The sequence below is a fragment of the Wolbachia endosymbiont of Trichogramma pretiosum genome (assembly GCF_001439985.1).
Lineage (GTDB): Bacteria > Pseudomonadota > Alphaproteobacteria > Rickettsiales > Anaplasmataceae > Wolbachia.
The window spans coordinates 867,825-887,474 of the sequence record NZ_CM003641.1 but is presented as its reverse complement, the minus strand read 5'-3'; the positions used below and the strand labels follow the sequence as shown (position 1 = coordinate 887,474).

Annotated in this window: 18 protein-coding genes, 2 tRNA genes and 2 pseudogenes; 7 read left to right on the top strand and 15 right to left on the bottom strand. The window is 32.2% G+C overall.

Annotation, left to right across the window (positions count from 1 at the left end):
• Positions 1 to 335: 335 nt before the first annotated feature.
• Complete coding sequence (locus wTpre_RS04380) at positions 336 to 1,160, bottom strand: 3'-5' exonuclease (RefSeq protein ID WP_068652255.1); 825 nt, start codon at positions 1,158 to 1,160, stop codon at positions 336 to 338.
• A complete protein-coding gene (era, locus tag wTpre_RS04375; protein ID WP_068652253.1) occupies positions 1,153 to 2,037 on the bottom strand; it encodes a GTPase Era in 885 nt (294 codons plus the stop codon). Before era ends, wTpre_RS04380 begins: the two co-directional genes overlap by 8 nt.
• A 24-nt stretch (positions 2,038 to 2,061) precedes the next feature.
• Here era and wTpre_RS05710 point away from each other — a divergent pair, with 24 nt between their 5' ends.
• Positions 2,062 to 2,403: a hypothetical protein gene (locus wTpre_RS05710; protein WP_068652250.1), complete on the top strand. Its 342-nt coding sequence runs from the start codon at positions 2,062 to 2,064 to the stop codon at positions 2,401 to 2,403.
• Positions 2,404 to 2,634: 231 nt separating this feature from the next.
• Here wTpre_RS05710 and wTpre_RS04365 read toward each other — a convergent pair.
• Positions 2,635 to 2,707: transfer RNA gene (locus tag wTpre_RS04365), tRNA-Gly, on the bottom strand.
• Between the two features lie 151 nt (positions 2,708 to 2,858).
• Between wTpre_RS04365 and wTpre_RS04360 the strand changes: the two genes are divergently transcribed.
• The 3 genes from wTpre_RS04360 (at position 2,859) to wTpre_RS04350 (ending at position 4,001) form a co-directional block, all read left to right on the top strand.
• Positions 2,859 to 3,479, top strand: coding sequence for a ribonuclease D (locus tag wTpre_RS04360; RefSeq protein ID WP_068652248.1), 621 nt, complete (start codon positions 2,859 to 2,861; stop codon positions 3,477 to 3,479).
• Positions 3,480 to 3,558: 79 nt separating this feature from the next.
• Positions 3,559 to 3,885 (top strand): thioredoxin, encoded by a 327-nt coding sequence (gene trxA, locus wTpre_RS04355; RefSeq protein WP_064085368.1) that lies wholly within the window; start codon positions 3,559 to 3,561, stop codon positions 3,883 to 3,885.
• Between the two features lie 39 nt (positions 3,886 to 3,924).
• A tRNA-Ile gene (locus tag wTpre_RS04350) sits at positions 3,925 to 4,001 on the top strand.
• A gap of 715 nt (positions 4,002 to 4,716) precedes the next feature.
• On the opposite strand, the gene wTpre_RS04335 is transcribed toward wTpre_RS04350, so the two are convergent.
• The 6 genes and pseudogenes from wTpre_RS04335 to wTpre_RS04305 all read right to left on the bottom strand — a co-directional run bounded on the left by wTpre_RS04335 (position 4,717) and on the right by wTpre_RS04305 (position 10,417).
• On the bottom strand, positions 4,717 to 4,914 hold the full coding sequence (locus wTpre_RS04335; protein ID WP_068652246.1) for a hypothetical protein: 198 nt from the start codon (positions 4,912 to 4,914) through the stop codon (positions 4,717 to 4,719).
• Between the two features lie 351 nt (positions 4,915 to 5,265).
• Positions 5,266 to 6,225: pseudogene (locus wTpre_RS07530) on the bottom strand (IS5 family transposase).
• A gap of 122 nt (positions 6,226 to 6,347) precedes the next feature.
• Positions 6,348 to 6,875 carry a hypothetical protein gene (locus tag wTpre_RS04320; protein WP_068652244.1) on the bottom strand — a complete coding sequence of 176 codons (528 nt, stop codon included), beginning with the start codon at positions 6,873 to 6,875 and terminating at the stop codon, positions 6,348 to 6,350.
• A 118-nt stretch (positions 6,876 to 6,993) separates the two neighbouring features.
• The gene (gene tsaD / locus wTpre_RS04315; RefSeq protein ID WP_068652242.1) at positions 6,994 to 8,004 is read right to left on the bottom strand and encodes a tRNA (adenosine(37)-N6)-threonylcarbamoyltransferase complex transferase subunit TsaD; all 1,011 of its coding nucleotides are present in this window, start codon (positions 8,002 to 8,004) and stop codon (positions 6,994 to 6,996) included.
• 71 nt (positions 8,005 to 8,075) lie between these two features.
• Positions 8,076 to 8,813 carry a WD_0702 family putative metalloprotease gene (locus tag wTpre_RS04310; protein ID WP_068652240.1) on the bottom strand — a complete coding sequence of 246 codons (738 nt, stop codon included), beginning with the start codon at positions 8,811 to 8,813 and terminating at the stop codon, positions 8,076 to 8,078.
• 176 nt (positions 8,814 to 8,989) lie between these two features.
• A complete protein-coding gene (locus wTpre_RS04305; protein ID WP_068652238.1) occupies positions 8,990 to 10,417 on the bottom strand; it encodes a sensor histidine kinase in 1,428 nt (475 codons plus the stop codon).
• A gap of 64 nt (positions 10,418 to 10,481) precedes the next feature.
• Between wTpre_RS04305 and wTpre_RS04300 the strand changes: the two genes are divergently transcribed.
• Positions 10,482 to 11,651 carry an aspartate aminotransferase family protein gene (locus wTpre_RS04300; RefSeq protein ID WP_068652236.1) on the top strand — a complete coding sequence of 390 codons (1,170 nt, stop codon included), beginning with the start codon at positions 10,482 to 10,484 and terminating at the stop codon, positions 11,649 to 11,651.
• Positions 11,652 to 11,784: 133 nt separating this feature from the next.
• On the opposite strand, the pseudogene wTpre_RS04295 reads toward wTpre_RS04300, so the two are convergent.
• Positions 11,785 to 13,115, bottom strand: a pseudogene (locus wTpre_RS04295) (IS4 family transposase).
• A gap of 330 nt (positions 13,116 to 13,445) precedes the next feature.
• Between wTpre_RS04295 and wTpre_RS04290 the strand changes: the two are divergent.
• Both wTpre_RS04290 and wTpre_RS04285 read left to right on the top strand, forming a co-directional pair.
• Positions 13,446 to 13,625 carry a hypothetical protein gene (locus wTpre_RS04290; RefSeq protein WP_068652234.1) on the top strand — a complete coding sequence of 60 codons (180 nt, stop codon included), beginning with the start codon at positions 13,446 to 13,448 and terminating at the stop codon, positions 13,623 to 13,625.
• Positions 13,626 to 13,655: 30 nt separating this feature from the next.
• Complete coding sequence (locus wTpre_RS04285; protein WP_068652232.1) at positions 13,656 to 15,128, top strand: hypothetical protein; 1,473 nt, start codon at positions 13,656 to 13,658, stop codon at positions 15,126 to 15,128.
• A gap of 44 nt (positions 15,129 to 15,172) precedes the next feature.
• Here wTpre_RS04285 and wTpre_RS04280 read toward each other — a convergent pair whose 3' ends face one another.
• The 5 genes from wTpre_RS04280 to wTpre_RS04260 all read right to left on the bottom strand — a co-directional run bounded on the left by wTpre_RS04280 (position 15,173) and on the right by wTpre_RS04260 (position 19,584).
• Positions 15,173 to 16,414: a citrate synthase gene (locus wTpre_RS04280; RefSeq protein ID WP_068652230.1), complete on the bottom strand. Its 1,242-nt coding sequence runs from the start codon at positions 16,412 to 16,414 to the stop codon at positions 15,173 to 15,175.
• Positions 16,415 to 16,493: 79 nt separating this feature from the next.
• A complete protein-coding gene (rpsT, locus tag wTpre_RS04275) occupies positions 16,494 to 16,763 on the bottom strand; it encodes a 30S ribosomal protein S20 (protein WP_068652228.1) in 270 nt (89 codons plus the stop codon).
• A gap of 43 nt (positions 16,764 to 16,806) precedes the next feature.
• A complete protein-coding gene (locus tag wTpre_RS04270; RefSeq protein ID WP_083495783.1) occupies positions 16,807 to 17,532 on the bottom strand; it encodes a lysophospholipid acyltransferase family protein in 726 nt (241 codons plus the stop codon).
• A 56-nt stretch (positions 17,533 to 17,588) separates the two neighbouring features.
• The gene (locus wTpre_RS04265; protein WP_068652224.1) at positions 17,589 to 18,575 is read right to left on the bottom strand and encodes a tyrosine-type recombinase/integrase; all 987 of its coding nucleotides are present in this window, start codon (positions 18,573 to 18,575) and stop codon (positions 17,589 to 17,591) included.
• Positions 18,576 to 18,948: 373 nt separating this feature from the next.
• Positions 18,949 to 19,584 (bottom strand): HdaA/DnaA family protein, encoded by a 636-nt coding sequence (locus wTpre_RS04260; protein ID WP_068652222.1) that lies wholly within the window; start codon positions 19,582 to 19,584, stop codon positions 18,949 to 18,951.
• Positions 19,585 to 19,650 lie beyond the last annotated feature (66 nt).

Here is a 19,650-nt window from a genome sequence, read left to right as displayed (position 1 = left end):
GGTTATCATGAAGCCATTAAAATAATTGATGAAAAGGATTTCCGATCGAACAATAACGTTTCTCTCTTTTATTACCCTTCAAGAATATTAAGTCGAATTAACTGTGCAGTTTTAGGTGATGCTCAATATTACGCTGCTAATTTAGGTAATTATATTCTTGTGGACAAAATTTTTTCGAGAAAGTAAAAAAGGAATACCAAGATAAAAACTTAGAAAATTTTTCTAAGCTTGAACAAGCAGAAGTTAAGCAAAGGGCACATCAAAATGTCTTTTCTACTGCAAGCAGTTTACAAATACTATGCAGAGCAACCATTAGATTGCTCTGTAACATCTATTCATTTAAATTCAATATAAAATTCACCAGAAGTTATTTTCCATTCTTCTTTAAATTTCTTTAGGTGTTCTTTTTTTTCGCATTCTAAAAGCAGTTCTTCTATGCTCTTATTATAGCTTTCTGTAGTAATTCTTCCTTGATGATGCATAAACCTCAAGTAAATCAAATAATTGTTAATCACATCTATTTCACAATAATCGCGAATCTCTTGTATTTTGCCACTATCATACAAGTCCATAACTTGTGAACCATCAACTCCAATCTTGCCGGGAAGATTAAATGCTGCGCAAACTTCGTTCATCTTCATTCTTGAAGAAGCTCCAAAATCAGAGAGAGATTCAAGCAAATCACAATGCCAATCACTACTGTACCTCTGATTGTAACTATTCCACTTATCGCCAGCTTTGTGAAAATATTCTGCTTGAGTGCCATGAACCATAGCACGGTACTTCAGTACCGGTATATCAAAAGTGCGCCCATTGAACGAAACTAGTCTTGGCTTTTTCTCTGATATGTAGTTAAAAAATCCCTTTACTAGCTCTTTTTCATTGGAGTTTACTGTGCCTCCAGATCTTATTTCTTGTAGTGTGAACATTTCATAACCGCTCTGGCGTGTTATATTACAAAGTAAAAAACTAATAACTACAACAAGGTGGAAGGGTTGACGCAGAAAAGAGTTTTGCCCGTTTGTTATTTCAAGATGATATTTTGTTAATGCGTTCCTCTTTTCTTCTACACTGCTATCATCACTAATATTTAGTAAATTCTTGCAGGAATTTACATCTGGTATAGTTTCAATATCAAATACCAACAAAGAATTAAGCATTACTTATATATTCCTCAGGGCGATCAGTCCAAGGTCGCACTTTTACGAACAAAAAGAGATGAACTTTACACTCAAATAACTTTTCCAATTCTGTACGTGCCTCGATATTAACTTTTTTTATGCTACTGCCGTCTTTTCCTAGCACTATTTTCTTATGATTATCTTTCAATACAAATATGATCTGTTTTATGACTAAACTCTTATCTTTTTTTTCCTCAAATTGTTCGGTTATAACAGCTATAGAGTATGGCAATTCTTCACGTAGGTTCAAGAATAACTTCTCTCTTGTAATTTCTGCTGATAAAAAATCAGCTGAGGAATCGGTTACTTGATCTTCTTCATAGAACCAAGGGCTTATCTGTGCAATTTCAGATAAGTAATTCATCAAATTAGAAAGTCCATCATTCTTCAGTGCCGATATCGTAAAAATTTTTTCAAACTTATAAAGCAAATTTAGGTGCTCATGTGCCATCTTGAGCTCTGATTTCTTTACTAAATCATTTTTATTGATAACCAAAATGCATCTGCCTTTTGTGCGCTCCAGTCGTGCAAATATCGTTTTTATTCTTTCTATATTTTTTAGGTAATTGTTTACATCAACAAGCAACAAAGTAATGTCGCTATCCTTAACTGCTCCCCATGCAGATTTGACTAAAGCTTTTTCAAGATTTGTTTCTGCTGAAAACACTCCTGGAGAATCAGTAAAAACAATTTGCGTATTGTTGGATATAGCAACACCCCTTACCTGAGTCCTTGTTGTCTGCACTTTAGGGGTGACAATTGCAATTTTCTTGCCTACGATACTGTTAATTAGCGTTGACTTTCCAGCATTTGGCAAACCAGCTATCGCTACAAATAAGCACTTTTCTTCTTTCACAAAGGAAATTATAGAGAAAACTAAATGCTAACGTCAATTGATTATTATATAGCTTGCCCTTTCTCTTCCTCTTTTAAAGAAAAACATTTTTCAACTATAGGTGATACAATATACTCATTCACTTTCTTAGCCATTGGTTCAATAACACAAGCTGTTGTAATTAACCCTGCGACCACTGATATGGGTGCCATTAACGCACCTGCTAAAGGTTCCTATCCCATTACAAGCATTGCACCAGGGAAAACAGCAGCTGCAGCTGCAGCAAGACCAACTCCAGTTGCAAAGCTTGCAGCACATAAACAGGCAACAATAAAAAACTTTTTTTTTGGAAAAATTTTTATTATAAATCATTACGCGTGTAAATAAGGCTGCCAGGACAGAAGAAACAATTCCACTCATTACCAATGGTGATAGAATTGTAAAACTGAGCGCTAAGCCTGTAAATGCATCCTATTGATGCAGCTATACCTAAGGCAAATAACACTTTTAGTATCGTTGTCTATATAACCCTCCCAAATAATAATTTTCTAAAAAGCTTTTATCTGCTTTAAGCAGAGCTAAACTAGTTGAATAAGTGAAGTAATTTTTTTTATGAAGAGCGGGAGAAGGGTTTCGAACCCTCGACCTCAACCTTGGCAAGGTTGCGCTCTACCAACTGAGCCACTCCCGCAACGGAAATTTACTTATTCTTATTATAGGTGCATATCATAATTTGTAAACCCTACATACATAAAAATCATGAGAGCCAAATTTTTATGATCTTTTCGTATACTTAAAACTCATTTTTGATTATTGTATGTGTCATAAAACATATTAAATTTATGAGAATCTTTGTATATAAAGACGACCTACCAGCCAGTGCAATACCGAATGATATAAAATCTATAGCTGTTGATACAGAGGCAATGGGGCTACTGCATAGCAGAGATAGATTATGCCTTATTCAGCTTTCTTTTGGTGATGGCAACGCTCATTTGATTCAATTCAAAAACGATTATACAGCTCTAAATTTGAGAAAAATATTAGAGGATAAAAATATAACCAAAATATTTCACTTTGCGCGATTTGATGTAAGTATAATACATTATTATTTAAAAACCTGGGCACTGCCTTGCTATTGCACGAAAATAGCCTCACGTTTAGTTCGCACTTATACAGATAGTCATAGCTTAAAAGAGTTGTGCTTCGAACTACTTGATATAAAATTAAATAAGCAACAACAATCTTCTGATTGGGGAAATGAAAATTTAACAGACAAGCAAAAAAGTTATGCTGCATCTGATGTTTTATATCTTCATAGAATAAAGGAAAAGCTAGATTTAATGCTAGAACGTGAAAATAGAAAAGAACTAGCCGAAAAGTGCTTTGCATTTCTTCCTACTCGCATTGAGCTAGATTCAATGGGTTGGGGGAGTGTAGATATCTTTAATCATCAGATGTAATCACTTCACTTGAATCTAGAAAAATTTAGTTGATCAGCTGTTAATTGATACGCTATATTTATAAAAATTTAGGTATTTTATGAGTGATGATATTAAAGCGGTAAATGATCAAAATTTCGAGTCTGAAGTTGCTAACCACAAAGGATTTGTGCTGGTAGATTTTTGGGCAGAATGGTGTGGACCATGCAAAAGTCTGATGCCACGTATCGAGCAGTTAGCCAAGGATAGAAAAGACAAGATTAAAATCTGTAAGTTTGACATAGATGGAGAAACTGAAGTGCCAAGTAAGTATGGAGTTCAATCTATACCTACTTTAATCATATTTCAAGATGGTAAGGAAATTGCACGCAAAATTGGTGCAATAAATGATTTACACAGTTGGGTTGATAGTGAAATAAGCGAGTAGACAAATTTCCTTTTGCGTGTATTATAGGTGTTAATAAAAGGGATTGTAGCTCAGTCGGTTAGAGCAGTTCGCTCATAACGAATTGGTCGTAGGTTCGAGTCCTACCAATCCCACCACTATTGGTACAATTGCAAGGCCTACTCTCTTAGATAAGCTTTTTGCCTTATTAAAGCACTTGGTTGTTAGTGTCTGAAAACTCCATGATATTAGGTTCCTTGTGTAACTGGAATTCAAAAGTTCCAGCACGGTTTTCTTGTTGGATCTCAGCTGGGATGAAGCCTGGTTATGAAAGAAATCTATTGTTGAAAAAAAAAGTTACTTCCGCGTATTTTCAATCTGATTATAGTTAAAGTTAGAGATATTTTAAGAGCTCAAAATTTATCTTTGTCTGCAGACTTTCAATTAATCTTTCAATAAAAGGCGTGCTCTTCAGCTTATATCTGTCGTGTGTGCGCTGCATTTTTTTCTAATTTATACAGGAGGATTTTATGTTCAGAATTCCAGGTATTTGACCTTTATCTTAGCTAATAAAAACCAACTGGCGCCCTTTGGTTTTTATAAAGAAAATCTAGGAAATAACCAAAAACTGTTTCCAGGCATAAATTTGCCATCTATACCTAAAAAGTAATGATATTGGTATAATGTTCATATTTATATGTCAATATTAACATTGTTTAAATTGAAGAATATTATGGAATAACAAGCATCAAACAAAGAGAAAGGGATTGAATTTAGATATAATCAATGTAAGCAGAAATGCCATTCCTACATAATAAAACAGACAGACCAAGAATTCCTAGATAAATGCTATGAGAAGTACGTTTCTAAACTTTATCCACAAATTAGTGAGAAATTATTAGCTAGAGATGTTAGCTTTTTAGGTATACTATGACTTATTGAATAATTCCTTAAATTGGTAAAATACTGTTTCTTTTCCTTTATTTCTTTTTCACTATTCTTTCCACATATCGCTTTTGTTTTTATCTCTGTTTGTTTCTCTTGAGCCCTTCTTTTCGATCTGTGAAACATAGCCAACTTCTATTGCTTAATAATATGATTAAACATCTATGTCCTTTTTGAGGAACCTTTCCTTGATTAGCTATAGCTGATTACATTCTCCCTCTAACGTATATCTTAACAAATACAAATTTTCTCATAGAAAATCTGTTTTAGGCACCACTCTTAATCTCTTTATTTACTTGTTTTAATAAATTAGTTGAAATCTTTAATATTTTTATGCTATTATTAATACATTGATCACTAACTTTAATTATTAGGAGAAAACATAATGAGAAATTTATTTAACAAAACATAAAATATCTTCTTTACCCGGTAGGCTTTATTGCATAGAACTGATAGTGCATGTAAATCAAAGTAAATTTACGCAGCTAATTTAAATTTAGCCACACCTATATCAGTAAATTTATTCAATAAGTAGCACTTAATTAACAGCTCTTTTTCACGATTTACCTCTGATTTATTTTTCAAGTTAAACACAAATATTTGCTTCAACCTATAGAAAAAGACTTCAATATAAGAACGTGCTCCATACTTAACTTTTTTCTTCCATTCATTAATACCATCTTCATAATTCTCATATTACCTAATTCTACTAATGTACTCGTTTCTTTCTGAGAAGTAATCAGCTAAACAAATTTAAGTATCCTTTCTAGGGGAATAATAGGCACAACATTGTATTTTCTGCATTCTTTATACACACTTTTTATATCATAAGCCACATCTGCTCGAATAGAACAAATATTATATTTATCACTGACTTCTTCTCACATATCACAGACCGGCAAATAGTCTACAGCAACACCACTAGTGTAGTTCATGCTTATTGCTTTCTTATCATTCACGTTTAAAACAACATGTAGTTTTCTTACTTGACCATAACCACTGTATTTTCTTTTTCGAGTATTAAGCCTACTATGCCACCGTTATTATTTTAGATACCAACTCTAGTGCTATCTACGGCAATTTTAATATTTTCAAAATCATCCTTATTGGCTCTATGGTCATCAATCTTCAAATTAAGCTTTTTAAAGCTTCTGGACGCTTGTGTATAGCTGATAATCTTAAGTTTTTTTGCCTATTTGTACCATATAACCTTTTACAGAACCTACAGCTTGTCTCAAGCCAATTCTAAAAAGATGAACTATTATGTGTATTAAAATTACAACCTCATCACTATAAGTGATATTGCCACCTGCAACTTTTGGACTATTTTCATACCAATTTTCTATAGCTTGATTAACAAAATGAAAAATATTTCCTCTTTTTTTTGAGAAATTCGTTATATTCTCTTTGGTTACTTACTCTCATTTTTTGCGGCATAAGTTATACTTGTTTGGAAAATGCCTATTCTACAACTAAATTCGTTAGTAGTCATATATTGAAAAGCTTTTCTTCTTACAATAACCTCTACCAACACTAGCTATTCAACAAAGCCAGCCCGACTAAGTTAAATAATGTAGAAGTGTTTTATCATTACTATCTGCAAAATTCTCCAATTTTATAATCAATTCTCTGCCCATAACAAGAATTAGAGATACAGCTATTTCAATATGAATATCATAATTCCTATTTTTCTTTTGTTCTTTCCCAATTCTTTCAATAGCCACTATTAATAGCGAAGAACCATCATTACTTGTTATATTCCATCCATCTTGACGAAATTTTTCAGCCAATGAATCACTTATATTTTCTGCTAAAATCCTGCTTCTTATACAATCAAGATTATTAGTACGTACATTATAGTTTTCTTCTTGAGTTACTTTATTAATATAATCATATATGATTATTAGGTCTTGCTTATTGACTTTATTTCCTGAATTGCCTTGTAATGAAGAGAGGTCTATCTTGCTAATTGCTCTGACCATACCAACGTTTCCCGCAACAAATAAACCTGAACTGGATGTCTTTTCTCTTGTACTAGATTTAGCTTTGAAAACACTAGTAACTGTGTCAAATTTATTTTTGAACATAATGCACCTCATAAATAATGATGCCGGTAGTGAATAAGGCTTTAGTAGATACCACTGTAATTTCCAATCCTACAAAAACTCACCAGCGGCCGCATTGTATAGTAGATAATTTTTTGTGCTAGTAATATTTTTCTAATTCCCACTTTTGCCTTGGTGCAAAGTCAAGAGAGTCTACATAGTTTCTCTGTAACCTTTCAATCCCTGTCCATCCAACCATCACTGCATTGTCTGTACATAAATTGCTTGGAGGAGAAAGCACGTTCAAGTCTATGTGCTTTTCTAATCTCTCTTTCAGGAAATTATTTGCTGCAACTCCACCAGTAATTACAAAATCATTGATTTTAATATTTAAAGATACAGCGATACCAATAGCATTTCTGACTCTATCGAGTAATATGTCGCTAATACACTCTTGAAACGAAGCACACATATCACACACATCCTGTTCACTCATTACAAATTCTCGTGCTAAGTTTTTTACCGCTGTTTTAATTCCAGAAAATGAAAAGTCACATCCAGAACGTTTTATCATTGCTCTTGGCAGCTTAAATCTCATACCATCACCTTTTTTAGCTAACTCTTCAATTAATGGACCTCCTGGATAGCTTAGACCCAGCATCTTAGCTACTTTGTCAAATGCTTCTCCTAATGAGTCATCAAGCGTTTCTCCAAGTTTGATGTATTTACCTACATCCTGTGCAATTAAAAATTGGCAGTGACCACCTGATATCAGCAGGACTAAAAACGGAAATTTAACCTCATATAGTAGTCTAACAACTAACGCATGTGCTTCTAAGTGATTAACTGCAATAAACGGTTTTTGTGTTACGTGTGCAATTGCTTTAGCTATCATTGTACCAACTATTAATCCACCTATGAGTCCTGGTCCTGATGTTGCTGCAATTGCATCTAAATCACAAAAATCAAGGTTATATTTTTCCATAGCACTTTTTATTAAACCACTTAAATGCTTCATATGAGCACGTGATGCTATTTCAGGTATTACCCCACCGCGTTTTTTGTGCTCTTCCTGAGAAAGAATTTCGTGAGCAAGGACTTGCTTATTACTATTTACAATTGCTGCTGCAGTTTCATCACAGCTTGTTTCAACAGCTAATATAGTTTTCATATATATTTGAACTCTTTAATTGTGAGAACTGTAACTTGAAATGTTTAAGAAGTGAACTTTGTTCTGTTAAGCTAATTATCATCTCCAAATATAGAACCAATTTTTTTACTCCCAGAAGAAAATTTGTTAGTCCAGCTGCTCTGTACTTTGTTTATATCTTTAAAGGCAGTTTTATCGCTATATTCCTTTACTTCTTTATCTATTCTCTCTATTATTTCTAGATTCAGGTAGCTCTTTTTCCATTGTTTGGTAGCAAGAAATACTTTATTTAAATCTTGAGTGCGAATTAGATATTCTTTATCTTTAGGATAAACTTCCTGAGCCCAAGCAAACAGCTCAAAATAGCGTGCGAATAACTCAGACACGTGTGATTTTGGAGTTTGATAAGCTTGTATCTCTTCAAATATAATTTGACCAATAATTTTTTGTACCAGCATATTTGAATGCTTTAAGTTCTGCTCAATATCCTGATAAACTTTATAGAGAAATTCTTGCTCTAAGCTCAAGTTCAGTTCATTTTCAACCATATGTGAAAGTTCATGTACTATGATGTAAGGATTTGACCTTCTTAGCACAATAACATACTTATTTAAACCAGAAGAACGAATTGTCTTACACACTCCCTCTTCCATATTCACTAATCCTTCTTGATATATTTCAAACGAGAGTCTATTTTGCTTTATTAGTGACAAAGTAAGGTTGAATGTATTTCTAAACTTCTCAAATTGATAGAGATATTTGACATATTGTATTACGTTTTCACTATTTCCTACTTGAGTTGCTTGTTTTATTAAGTTCCTGATTAGCATGCTTCATTATTAAAGGAATTCTCTTTATGCTCAAGAATTATAAAGTGTTTTCAGGAAGTACAGCTAAAAAAGTTTAATTTACTTACATTCCGCTACTTATTATTAGCCAAGAGGTATCACATCAGTATGACTTGGGAATGTACTAGATATAAAAGTGCAATATCAAATATATTTTACTAAAAATCAATCAACTTTTCACATGTTTGCTCTTCATAAAAGAAGCTCAATGTTATTGTAGTACCAAGTTTTTCTTTACTTTGAATGTTGAAAGTCCCACCCATTAATTCTACTAGTTTCTTGCTTAGAGGTAATCCGATACCTGTGCCTTCGTTTCTATATCCCGAATCTGCTTGGCCAAAAACGGACATAACTTTATATATGTCCTGCTGCATTATCCCTATTCCATTATCATGAAACTCAATAGTTAATAAATTTTTTTCTATATTCTCTTTAATAATCATTCTTATTAAACCACCTTGAGGAGTGAACTTGATTGCATTTGATAACAAATTTATTATAACTTGCTTCATTCTTTTTGGATCGGCGATAACTAATAATTGTTTATCAGATATATCTTTCTTTAAACTAATACCTGTTTCTTTTAGTTTAGGTGATAACATTTTTAAGCACGAATCTATTATCTTATTCAGATTAAACTTCACTTTTTCTACTGTTAAACTACTTGATTCAGCTTTAGAAAAATCGAGTACATCATTAATCAAAGCAAGTAAATGTGTACCAGCATTATATATATCGTCTACGTATTCCTTGTATTCAGAGTGATCTACCGAACCTAAAGTTTCATTTTTGATCAACTTTGCAAATCCAATAATAGCATTCAGAGGTGTACGCAACTCATGTGTAACACTTGCAAAAAATTTTATCTTATTTGCGTTTTCTTGCTCTAATGCCTCTTTAACCCTTTGTAATTCAATATTAGTTTTATGCTGCTTAGCTAGCATTTGGGTGTTGGAAAAGTGCAAATAAAGCATTATTAGTATTACGATAGCCAGTAATAAGCCAATTAATATTGAAAATAGACTATATACCATAATATAAGAGTCATTATAGCTTTGAATGATCTTCAAAAAAAATGAAGGCTTAATGTCATCTTCATAAAATATAGGGAAAGTAGAGGTTAATGTATTCCCTGTAGCGTAAAATATTTCTTGATTGCTTAGCAATTTATCAATTTCATCATTTGTAAGCAACTGCTCACAGTCATGACCTTGAGTATTAAAACTACTGAAAATTACTCTGGCATTTTGATCATACAGTATTAAGCTAAAATTTCTTATTTTGCTTACTGATTGTAACAATTCAGCACGCAATTTTACCAACTGGTTCATGTAATCAAAACTGCTATACTTAATATGATGTTTTTCTATTAGTAAATAATGATGTTTTTTTATTATACTATTTTCCAATAGATCTTTTAAGTTTGCATTTGAGTCACGGTAAAAAGAAAGAAAATTACTCTTTAATGAATAATTGCGATATGTTGTGCCCAATAAAACCACAAAAATTACTAAGAATAGCGAGATAATTTTTGTATCTCTATTTGTTTTTAGTGTAGTAAACATTAATTTACTTAATTTATACATATTCTTCTCATTGTGAAATAAAGTCTTTTATGGTATTAATAAAAAATTAGCATATCATACTTTTATGACAATTTCTCCTATCTTGCCAGTTTATTCTTCTACTAACATAAATTTTTCTTATGGCAAAGGTATTTACTTGTATGATATCGATAATAAGCGCTATATAGATTTTCACTCTGGAATAGCTGTTAGCAGTTTGGGTCATGCCAACCCACGATTAACTGATGTCCTAAAATTACAAGCAGAAAAACTATGGCATATATCAAATACCTATAATATATCTACTGCCAACAAATTTGCAGAAAATTTAATAAACAACAGCTTTGCTAATACTGTATTTTTTGCAAATTCTGGATCAGAAGCAGTGGAATGTGGACTTAAAATCGCTAGGGCCTATCAAAATGGAAAAGGTAATAAAAATCGCTATAGAATTCTAACATTTCATGGTGCATTTCATGGAAGGACATTTTTAACTTGTGCAACAAACGATAGACAGAAATTTTCTGAATTACTGAATCCTTATATTGACTGGTGTGATAACATAGAGCCCAATATTGAGAGTGTAAAGAAAGCAATTTCTAATGGCATAGGTGTTATATTAATAGAACCAATACAGGGACAAGGTGGTATTAAAGTAATGAGTGAAGTCTTCATGAAAGAGCTAAGAGAACTATGTAACGAAAACGACATACTGCTATTTTTTGATTGCGTTCAGTGCGGTGCTGGCAGGACAGGAAAGTTATTTGCATATGAACACATAGGAATTAAGCCTGACATATGTGCTCTTGCAAAAGGAATAGGAGGAGGTTTCCCTCTGGGGGCTTGTCTTGCAACTGAAAAAGTTGCTAAGTACATGGCGGTTGGTATGCATGGTTCTACTTTTGGTGGTAATCCACTTGCAACTTCAGTAGGTAACGCTGTATTGGATGAATTGCTCAGCCCTGGCTTCTTAGAAAATGTTGAAGTTAGAGGTAAGTATTTAAAAAATAAACTAGAGGACTTAGCAAGCAAGTTTCCAATGATAGAAGAAGTGAGAGGGAAGGGGTTGATGCTAGGAATAAAAGTAAAAATGAATAACCAAAAATTTGCAGAAGAGCTAAGTCAACGTGGTTTACTTACTGTTGGAGTAACATCAGATAATGTTCTAAGAATCTTGCCTCCACTCATTATCACTGAAAAAGAGATTGATGAAGGCATTGAAATGCTCACTCAGTATTTATCTGAAAAGTTCTAGTTAGAAATGAAACCTTCCTGCTCACTAGTTGTTGGCTGTATCAAAATTGCAGATAAAGCAGTAGCTACAACTTTATCAGCTACTTCATTTGTACACTTTGCTTTTTCCTATTCTATAAACCATACGCGTCAAGTTAAGGGAAAATGAGCAAATTTAGTGCACTCAAATTTGATATTCTTGTTTTTCTATATTTGTCTTTTAAGGAGAATTTTGACCAGGTTGAGGCGAGTTTTTTTTTGAGGAAAATTTGTATCTTACTGACTACACAATTTAATGTTAAGAATAGCTCTCTAACTTGCCTTTTAAGCTCAATAAATTCCTTTATTAGACTAAGTTCTGTACCCTTTTTTAGTTCTGTACAACCAACCATTCCATGAAATATAATAATTGCGCGCAATTTAGCGTATAGTTTACATAATACTCTGTATGGTTTTCCTTTAAATTCGTCAAGCCTGATGTGACTCTTATACAATTTAAATAATAATTCAATCTGCCATCTTACTCGGTAAATTATTAATACCTGCTCAGCACTAATTTTATTTTCTAGAACGTTAGTTATGAATATTAACCAATCCAGCAATTTTTGATTCTTTTGAGAAGATGTATATCCATTTGATTTTGCTAACCTATTAGCACTTCTTCTAATTATAGACTGTTCTTCAGTTAATTTTTGACATATAATTCTCACTTTAATTTTTATTTCTTTTCCTAACAGCACCTCATTTTCTAGAAACAATTTATCCTCTAAACATTCTAATAACTCTATTTTTTGATTTGTTTATATACCATATATGGTGGTATCAGATTTATAACGACTTATAAAATAAGCTCCGGCTTCATTGATTTGTTTAAAGGAACTTGGCACAAAATAACCCAAATCAGATATTAGTCAATCGTTGCTCGATATATTGCTTAAATGTCTTCTATACAACTGATCTGACCTTATTCCCTCAGTTATATTAAGCTGCTCTAATGTCTGGGTTAGGTAGTCAAAAACTAATTGTAACTTTATTCCATACTTAGTATTACTTTCATAACTACTGTAGCTATTACCATAACCTTTATATATATTTTCCATACCATTAGGTATGGCTGATATAGCTACTATCCAATAGCTTAACACTTCTAAAGTGCTTCAAAGTTCTGCAATCAACCTTTTAAGCTATTTTTAAATAAAACTAAAGACTCATTATACATTCTTTTCATAAATTCCACTGCTTCCTTGGTAAATCTAAAGTCCAGAACTTGCTTTGTTATATTTATCGAGTCTCCACTCAATAATTAACAAATTATCTCTATACTACAATTATCAATCCCTATATTACCCAAGACTATGGCTTTTACAAACGATGAGCCTTTTAGCTTCCTCTTTCTTTTTATGAATCCTGTTGTGGTTGAGATTTTATCTGCTTTTTCATTAAAAAATTCTTTGAGCTTTTTTGAGATGCAAACTATTCTTTTCATTGTATAAGTTCTCCATTTTGTTTGTTAAATTTAGAAGAATTTATATCTTCTTTTTCTTTTCTTTACACCAACTTTACCTCACTTCTTCTTAACTTTACACGTATGGTCTTGAATGGGAGGCAGTGCCAACGATGTGCCATATTGGAATGTTTGTACAGTTGCGACTTAAGTCAATAAGGAAAGGTGTTATTCCATTACCTCCTCTCTTGTCATCCCAGACTGGAATCCAGGAGTATAAAAATGGTGAATAAAATTTATATAAAAAATTGCTTGTGCTGACAATTGATTCTTAATATATTCGTTACATAATAATTTAATTTAGAGGTTGATATGCATGGTAACAATGATTCAGGAAAAAGAGTATTTGATAATACTGCTCCAGGAGGAGGAAAGATTAATCTGAAAAATTTGAGGGGTGAAAATGTTACAATAGATGATTTTAGAGACAGGATTAAACGTGAAGAGGAAAGAAAGAAAAATCAATCTAGTGGTCAAGCTAGTAGTAAGTAATTATGTTAATTTAATTTAGGGGGTGGTGTTATGCCTAATAAAAGTGAAATAAATCGAGAATTAGTAAGAGCGTTTAACGTTATTCTTCACTATAATAATGCTATTGCTACTAATCTGGTCGTAGAAAAAGGTTCTTGTAGGGATCATATAGTTATCTCATTTGATGAAAACATGAATAAAGAGAAATGCATGAAATACCTGAGTCAGTTGAAAGAAAGTATAGTAGATAAGCATTATGGAGAATATGAAAAAGGCGAGAGGTATGATGTAGCTAGATTGTCTTTTGATATGGATTCTTTTCCTTTTAAAGGTGATAAAAAGCTTCTAAAAAAAGATAAAGGGAGATATAAATTTTCAATACCAATAGATAATAAGGTGGTTTTTAACTTAAAATGTTTGATAGCCAATGAATTTGTACATAGTCGAAAGAACTATTTAGTAGAAAAATATCCAGATTCTATGGATAAGTATTGGGGGGAGGAGTTAGAAGTTAGGGATAGAAAAAATTACCTATATGCTATACGTTTTGATTCCAATGGTAGGGAATTACAAGACATGTTTAAAGATTCATTGTTATCAAAGATAAGAGAGTATAGGAAGCATCCTGAGGAAGCTTTAGAAATCAAGGATAATGAGATACGTATAAAGTCAAACGTTTTTGATGAGATTCAGTTCATTAACAATATTGTAAGAGAAATCTCAATGATTGAGTATCGTGTTTTTGAAATTTCAAATGATGATAATCCACGTTTTGTAGACGGAAAATTTTCGCTCATTGATTTATGTCGCAAAGCAGTCAGGTCAGTTAATACTACAATGCGTGTCCCTTGCTCTGATAAAGAACGCCCTGACTATCTGAGCGAAGGAGAAAAGTCGATTTTAATCCCTGCTTTTCAGTATGATGATGATCATCTTATTCTTTTAGAAAAAGAGGAGGTTGATCATCTTAATAAGATATTTGGCATGGATGTATTAAATAATATGGAAGATTATATTGACGAGAGTGTGCTATCAAAGCTAGATCTTAATGGTAAAGGAATATATGCAATAGATTGTGCTAATCCAGACATTGCTTACTGTGTAATGAATAAAGTCATGGAAAGCTCTGTAATCAATGAGGATTATAAACTTTCCATTGATCCTGCGCGTGTGCCAGCTATGAAACCACAAACTCTTGCCCCTTCTGAAGAAAAAGTAGAGACGGATAAACCAAGTGCAGATACAAGTGTAGATAGTGGTTTTGTTGATTCACCTGATAGTTCAGTTATAGGTAAGTCACATACTGGAAACTCAAGCAAATTCTTTAGGGTCGACCACTATGTTGAAGGTAAAAGTAGGGATGATGCTTCGGATAAAGATAGTGGCTTTCTCCGTTCTTCAGCACGATCTTCTCCTAATAAGCCCAAAACAAAATTTAACCAACCTTCTGTATCACAGCCTGACCAATGTTCTTCAAAAAAGCGGACATCAACTAGTAAAAAATCAGTTTGTTGTGTTTTATAGCCAAAGAAAATTAGACTATTTGAGGACGAATTGTGAATGAAGGTTTATTTGCCAAGGTAGAGCTGCCTTGGCCTACAAATCTTGGTTTCTTTATCGTTTACCATTTCATACCACTGGGCAACCCAACCAGTGGTTCTCGCAAGTGCAAAAATGGGTGTAAACATACTGGAAGGGATACCAATAGCATTCATTATTATTCCTGAATAAAAATCAACGTTTGGATACAACTTACGTGTAATAAAATACTCATCTTTTAAAGCTATCTCTTCAAGTTTTTTTGCAATTTCAAGTAATTCGTTGTTTTGCTCTAGTTTGCTTAAAATCTCATGACAAGCATCCTTTAATATAAGCGCACGCGGATCATAGTTTTTATAAACACGATGCCCAAATCCCATTAGCTTAAATGGATCTTTATCATCTTTAGCTTTCTCAATGAATCTATCTACACTTCCACTTTGCTCTATCTCTTTGAGCATATTTATAACTGCCTCATTAGCTCCACCGTGTGCTGGACCCCAAAGTGTAGCAACTCCTGCAGACAGGCTTGCAAATAGATTAGAACCGGCTGATCCTACCAATCTGACAGCTGCTGTAGAAGCATTCTGTTCATGATCAGCATGGAGAGTAAATATTTTATCCAGTGCTTTTACAAAAAGGGTATTATTAACAGCACTACCAAATATCATATTCAAGAAATTCTCACTATAACTTAATTTATTATTAGCATTTATGAATTCCTGATTGTTGATATGTCTATAAATCATTGCTACAATTGTAGGAACTTTTGCTATTGCAGAAATTCCAAAATCTAAATCTTCACCATTGACATTTTTGCCATGCATTTCATGGTAAGACGCTGACAAATTTGCAAAACATGCAACTAAAATCGACATAGGGTGAGCAGTTTTTGGAAATGCTTTGATTACATTTGTAACTTGCTCTGATACTTTGGATGATTCTTGTATTTTGAGAAGAAATTTTTTGTGTTGCTCTGAACTGGGTAATTCACCATAGAGCAATAAATAAATCACAGCAGTAAAATTATTATCCTCTGCCAAATCAGCTATATTATGTCCCCTATATTTAAGAACTCCTTCATCTCCATCAATAAATGTAATTGAAGAAGAACATGAAGCTGTGGAAACAAATCCTGGATCGTAAGTGAATAATCCTGTCTTCTTATATAAATCCTTAATATTTAACACATCAGGACCTACTGTTCCACTTAATACGGGCAGATCAATCTTTGACCCATTACTCAGTTCCAATAATGCTTTTTTATCCATCACTTGAGTTACTTAATTTTATACAAAATATACAAACTGAAGATTATATATTAATACAGCTAACTTCACATTAACCGTATCAAGCGGTCATCAATGCTTTTACTTTTGCATTTAAGCGACTTATTTTACGCGCAGCAGTATTCCTATGAATGACACCTTTATTTACACATTTGTGTAAATTGGATTCAGCATTCCGAAATGCCAAGACAACATTGTCTTTATCACCAGACTTGATTATATCAACTAATCTTCTAATAGCAGTACGAGTTTTGCTTTTTCGCATCTTATTTACTAAAGTACGCTTTGCTATTACCTTCATCATTTTTTTAGCACTCTTATGATTCGCCATATATTAATACCTGTACTTTTCTCCCAATTATAAAGTTTTTTTGTTAATTTGCAATATCAGTTTTTTCTGCAATTAATCTACTACTTCTTTCTTCAATGATTTTTTCTAAACTTTGCAAGAATGCATTTTTGTTTAACCCAGGATATATGGGAGGTAATATTTCTATTACCGCCTTTCCGGGATTCTTTCTCAGAGAAAGTATGTTTTTTGGCCAAAACAAACCAGTGTTTAAAGCAATCGGTAAAACAGGAACAGATAATACGCTATATAAAGCAGCAACACCCGATTGATATTTTATATTTTGGTTTATAGTTGTTCTTGTACCTTCAGGAAATATTATTATGCCTCTATTTTCTTTTATACACACTTTTGCTAATTTCATGATATGACGCACAGAACTAATACCATCTGAGCGGTTAATAAAAATCATTTTTAACGCCATGAGATGCAAACCAATGAATGGAATCCATTTTAATTCACGTTTTAAAATAAAAACTGCTTTTCTAAAGAGTAGTATAAAAATAAATGTTTCAAATGGAGATTGGTGTTTAGATGCAATTATAAAAGGTTGCTTAGGAATGTTTTCCATTCCCCTCACTTCATATTTAATGCCACATAATAAACGCAACATGAATAATACAACTCTCACCGAGTAAACAAGGAAAATGGTTATTACACACTCAGGAAAGAAAATTACAGGGAGAGTAATTAAAGTATAGAATACTTCCCATAATATAAGGAATAAATTAAACAATAAACTTGCAATCACAAACATACGTAAACTTACTTAAAGTTAACTTTACTACAAAACTAAAAGCAATAAGTTTAATTATTTATCATCTGAGTAATAGGATGAGAATCAGCTAATTTGTCCTTTAACTTTTCGTTAGCAATATGAGTATATATTTGTGTTGTAGAAAGATTAGTATGGCCAAGAATTTTTTGTATCAGCACAATATTTGCTCCGCTATTCAGTAGATGGGTAGCAAGAGAATGCCTGACCACATGTGGAGAGATTTTATTTTCATCAATATCGCACTTTCTCGCTAATTCCTTTATTAATTGACCAACTCTTTGTCTTGTAATTGGTTTATTAGGTTTATCACCTGGGAATAGCCAATCAGATTTTTTGTTGTTAGGGAGCAGATTGTCACGAATTGATAAATAATCTTGAAGGCTTTGCAATGCTTGCTCATTAAAAAAGATTTGCCTTTCTCTACCACTTTTTCCTTTTATTATTATATAGCCTTCTTTACCTTTACTGTTTACTAAATGTGATACTTCACATAACTTCATATTAATTAGTTCAGAAATACGCATCCCGGAAGAGTAAAGGATATCTAAAATTGCACATAGCCTTTTACTGCTTATCTTTTTATTCGATCCTCTTGCTGATTTTTTTACTGTTTCCATGAGCAAAAATATTTCTTGGACACTTAAATGCTTAGGCAAAGGACGGGAAACCTTTGGATTTCTTAACTCATTATCACTAGCCGGTGCTGGATTAAAGTCTATTATTCCATCATTAAATAGGCACTTATAGAAATTTTTGATAGCAGATATTTTTCTTGATATAGAGCTAGTTTTATATTTATTTCGTGTATGTAAAAAGTTTACATAACCTTTAATATCAGCTTTACTTGCACCAACTAGGGTAGTGCCTCCTTCTAATAAAAATTTTTCAAGTTGGTGTAAATCTGAACGATAACTTTCCAAAGTATTTTGTGTAGAAGATTTTTCGGAAACCAAAGTATCTATGTAATACGTTATGTAAAGATTCTCTTTTTTATTTTGTAGTTGTTTATCTTTCATTATCTGCTCCTATATTTATTTCTTTGACTACAATTTGATTGAAAGTATTTTTTGTCTTTTTTATAAGAAAATATGAGATAAGCAAAGCATTTATCAATAAAGCAAGTACTACAAACCTTTGTTTTAACCTTTTTTTTAAATTTGATCTTATCTTTACCATGTTTTAATTATAACATCAAATCTATAAAAAACATCCTATAAAGGAAGTTTTACTATCGTATAAAATATCCCTTAGCTATGTCTGTTTATTCTTATTACATCACAGCATTTATCATAGTTTTAACATAAAAGAAAAAGTGATTTCAACTTCATTATTGTATGGGTACTAATAAATATCCAATATATAGAATAAACACTTTACAAAAAAAAGCAATCAATTGGCACTTTTTTTTAATAAAGTGTTAATAAAAGGAATGGTTAAATTTGATCCCATAGATTCATTGTCTATTTTTTCTATAACTTTATTAATGCTGTGGAAAGAACGTTCTATTCTTGCTAGAATATAATCAATTACCTTTAGATCAATTTTTAACTGTTTATCTGAAAATTGTTTTATTAGCATAATTCTTAATAATTCCTCGCTTGCAGGTAAAATTTTTACGCTGATAGTTGATAATATTCGCGAGCTTAAATCCTTTAGTTTAAAATTAAGCTTTTTCGGTAAAATCGAAGAAGTAATTAGCAGTCTCTTATCATTTTCTTTCATGTAATTATAACAATGTAATAACATTTCCTCATCTTTAATGTTTTGTACATCTTCTAAAATAAACGAATCGCTGTACCTTATTTCGCTTACAAAATTATTTACATCAATGAAAATAGCATCGTTTTTTGATTGCCAGATATGAGCAAGGTGAGTTTTCCCAGAGTTTTTAGGCCCAAACAGAATTAAGCATTTCCAAGATAAATCATTAATTATCGAGTTATATATGTGCTTGTTTTCGTCTAAGACGATATAATTTTGCCAACAGTAATCAACTTGATTATTGTTAAATAAATTTAATTGCATGTAAAGCCTCTTACATTACTACTTTTTGATAATAATTTTTGCATAAAAATTTACTTACATCTCTCA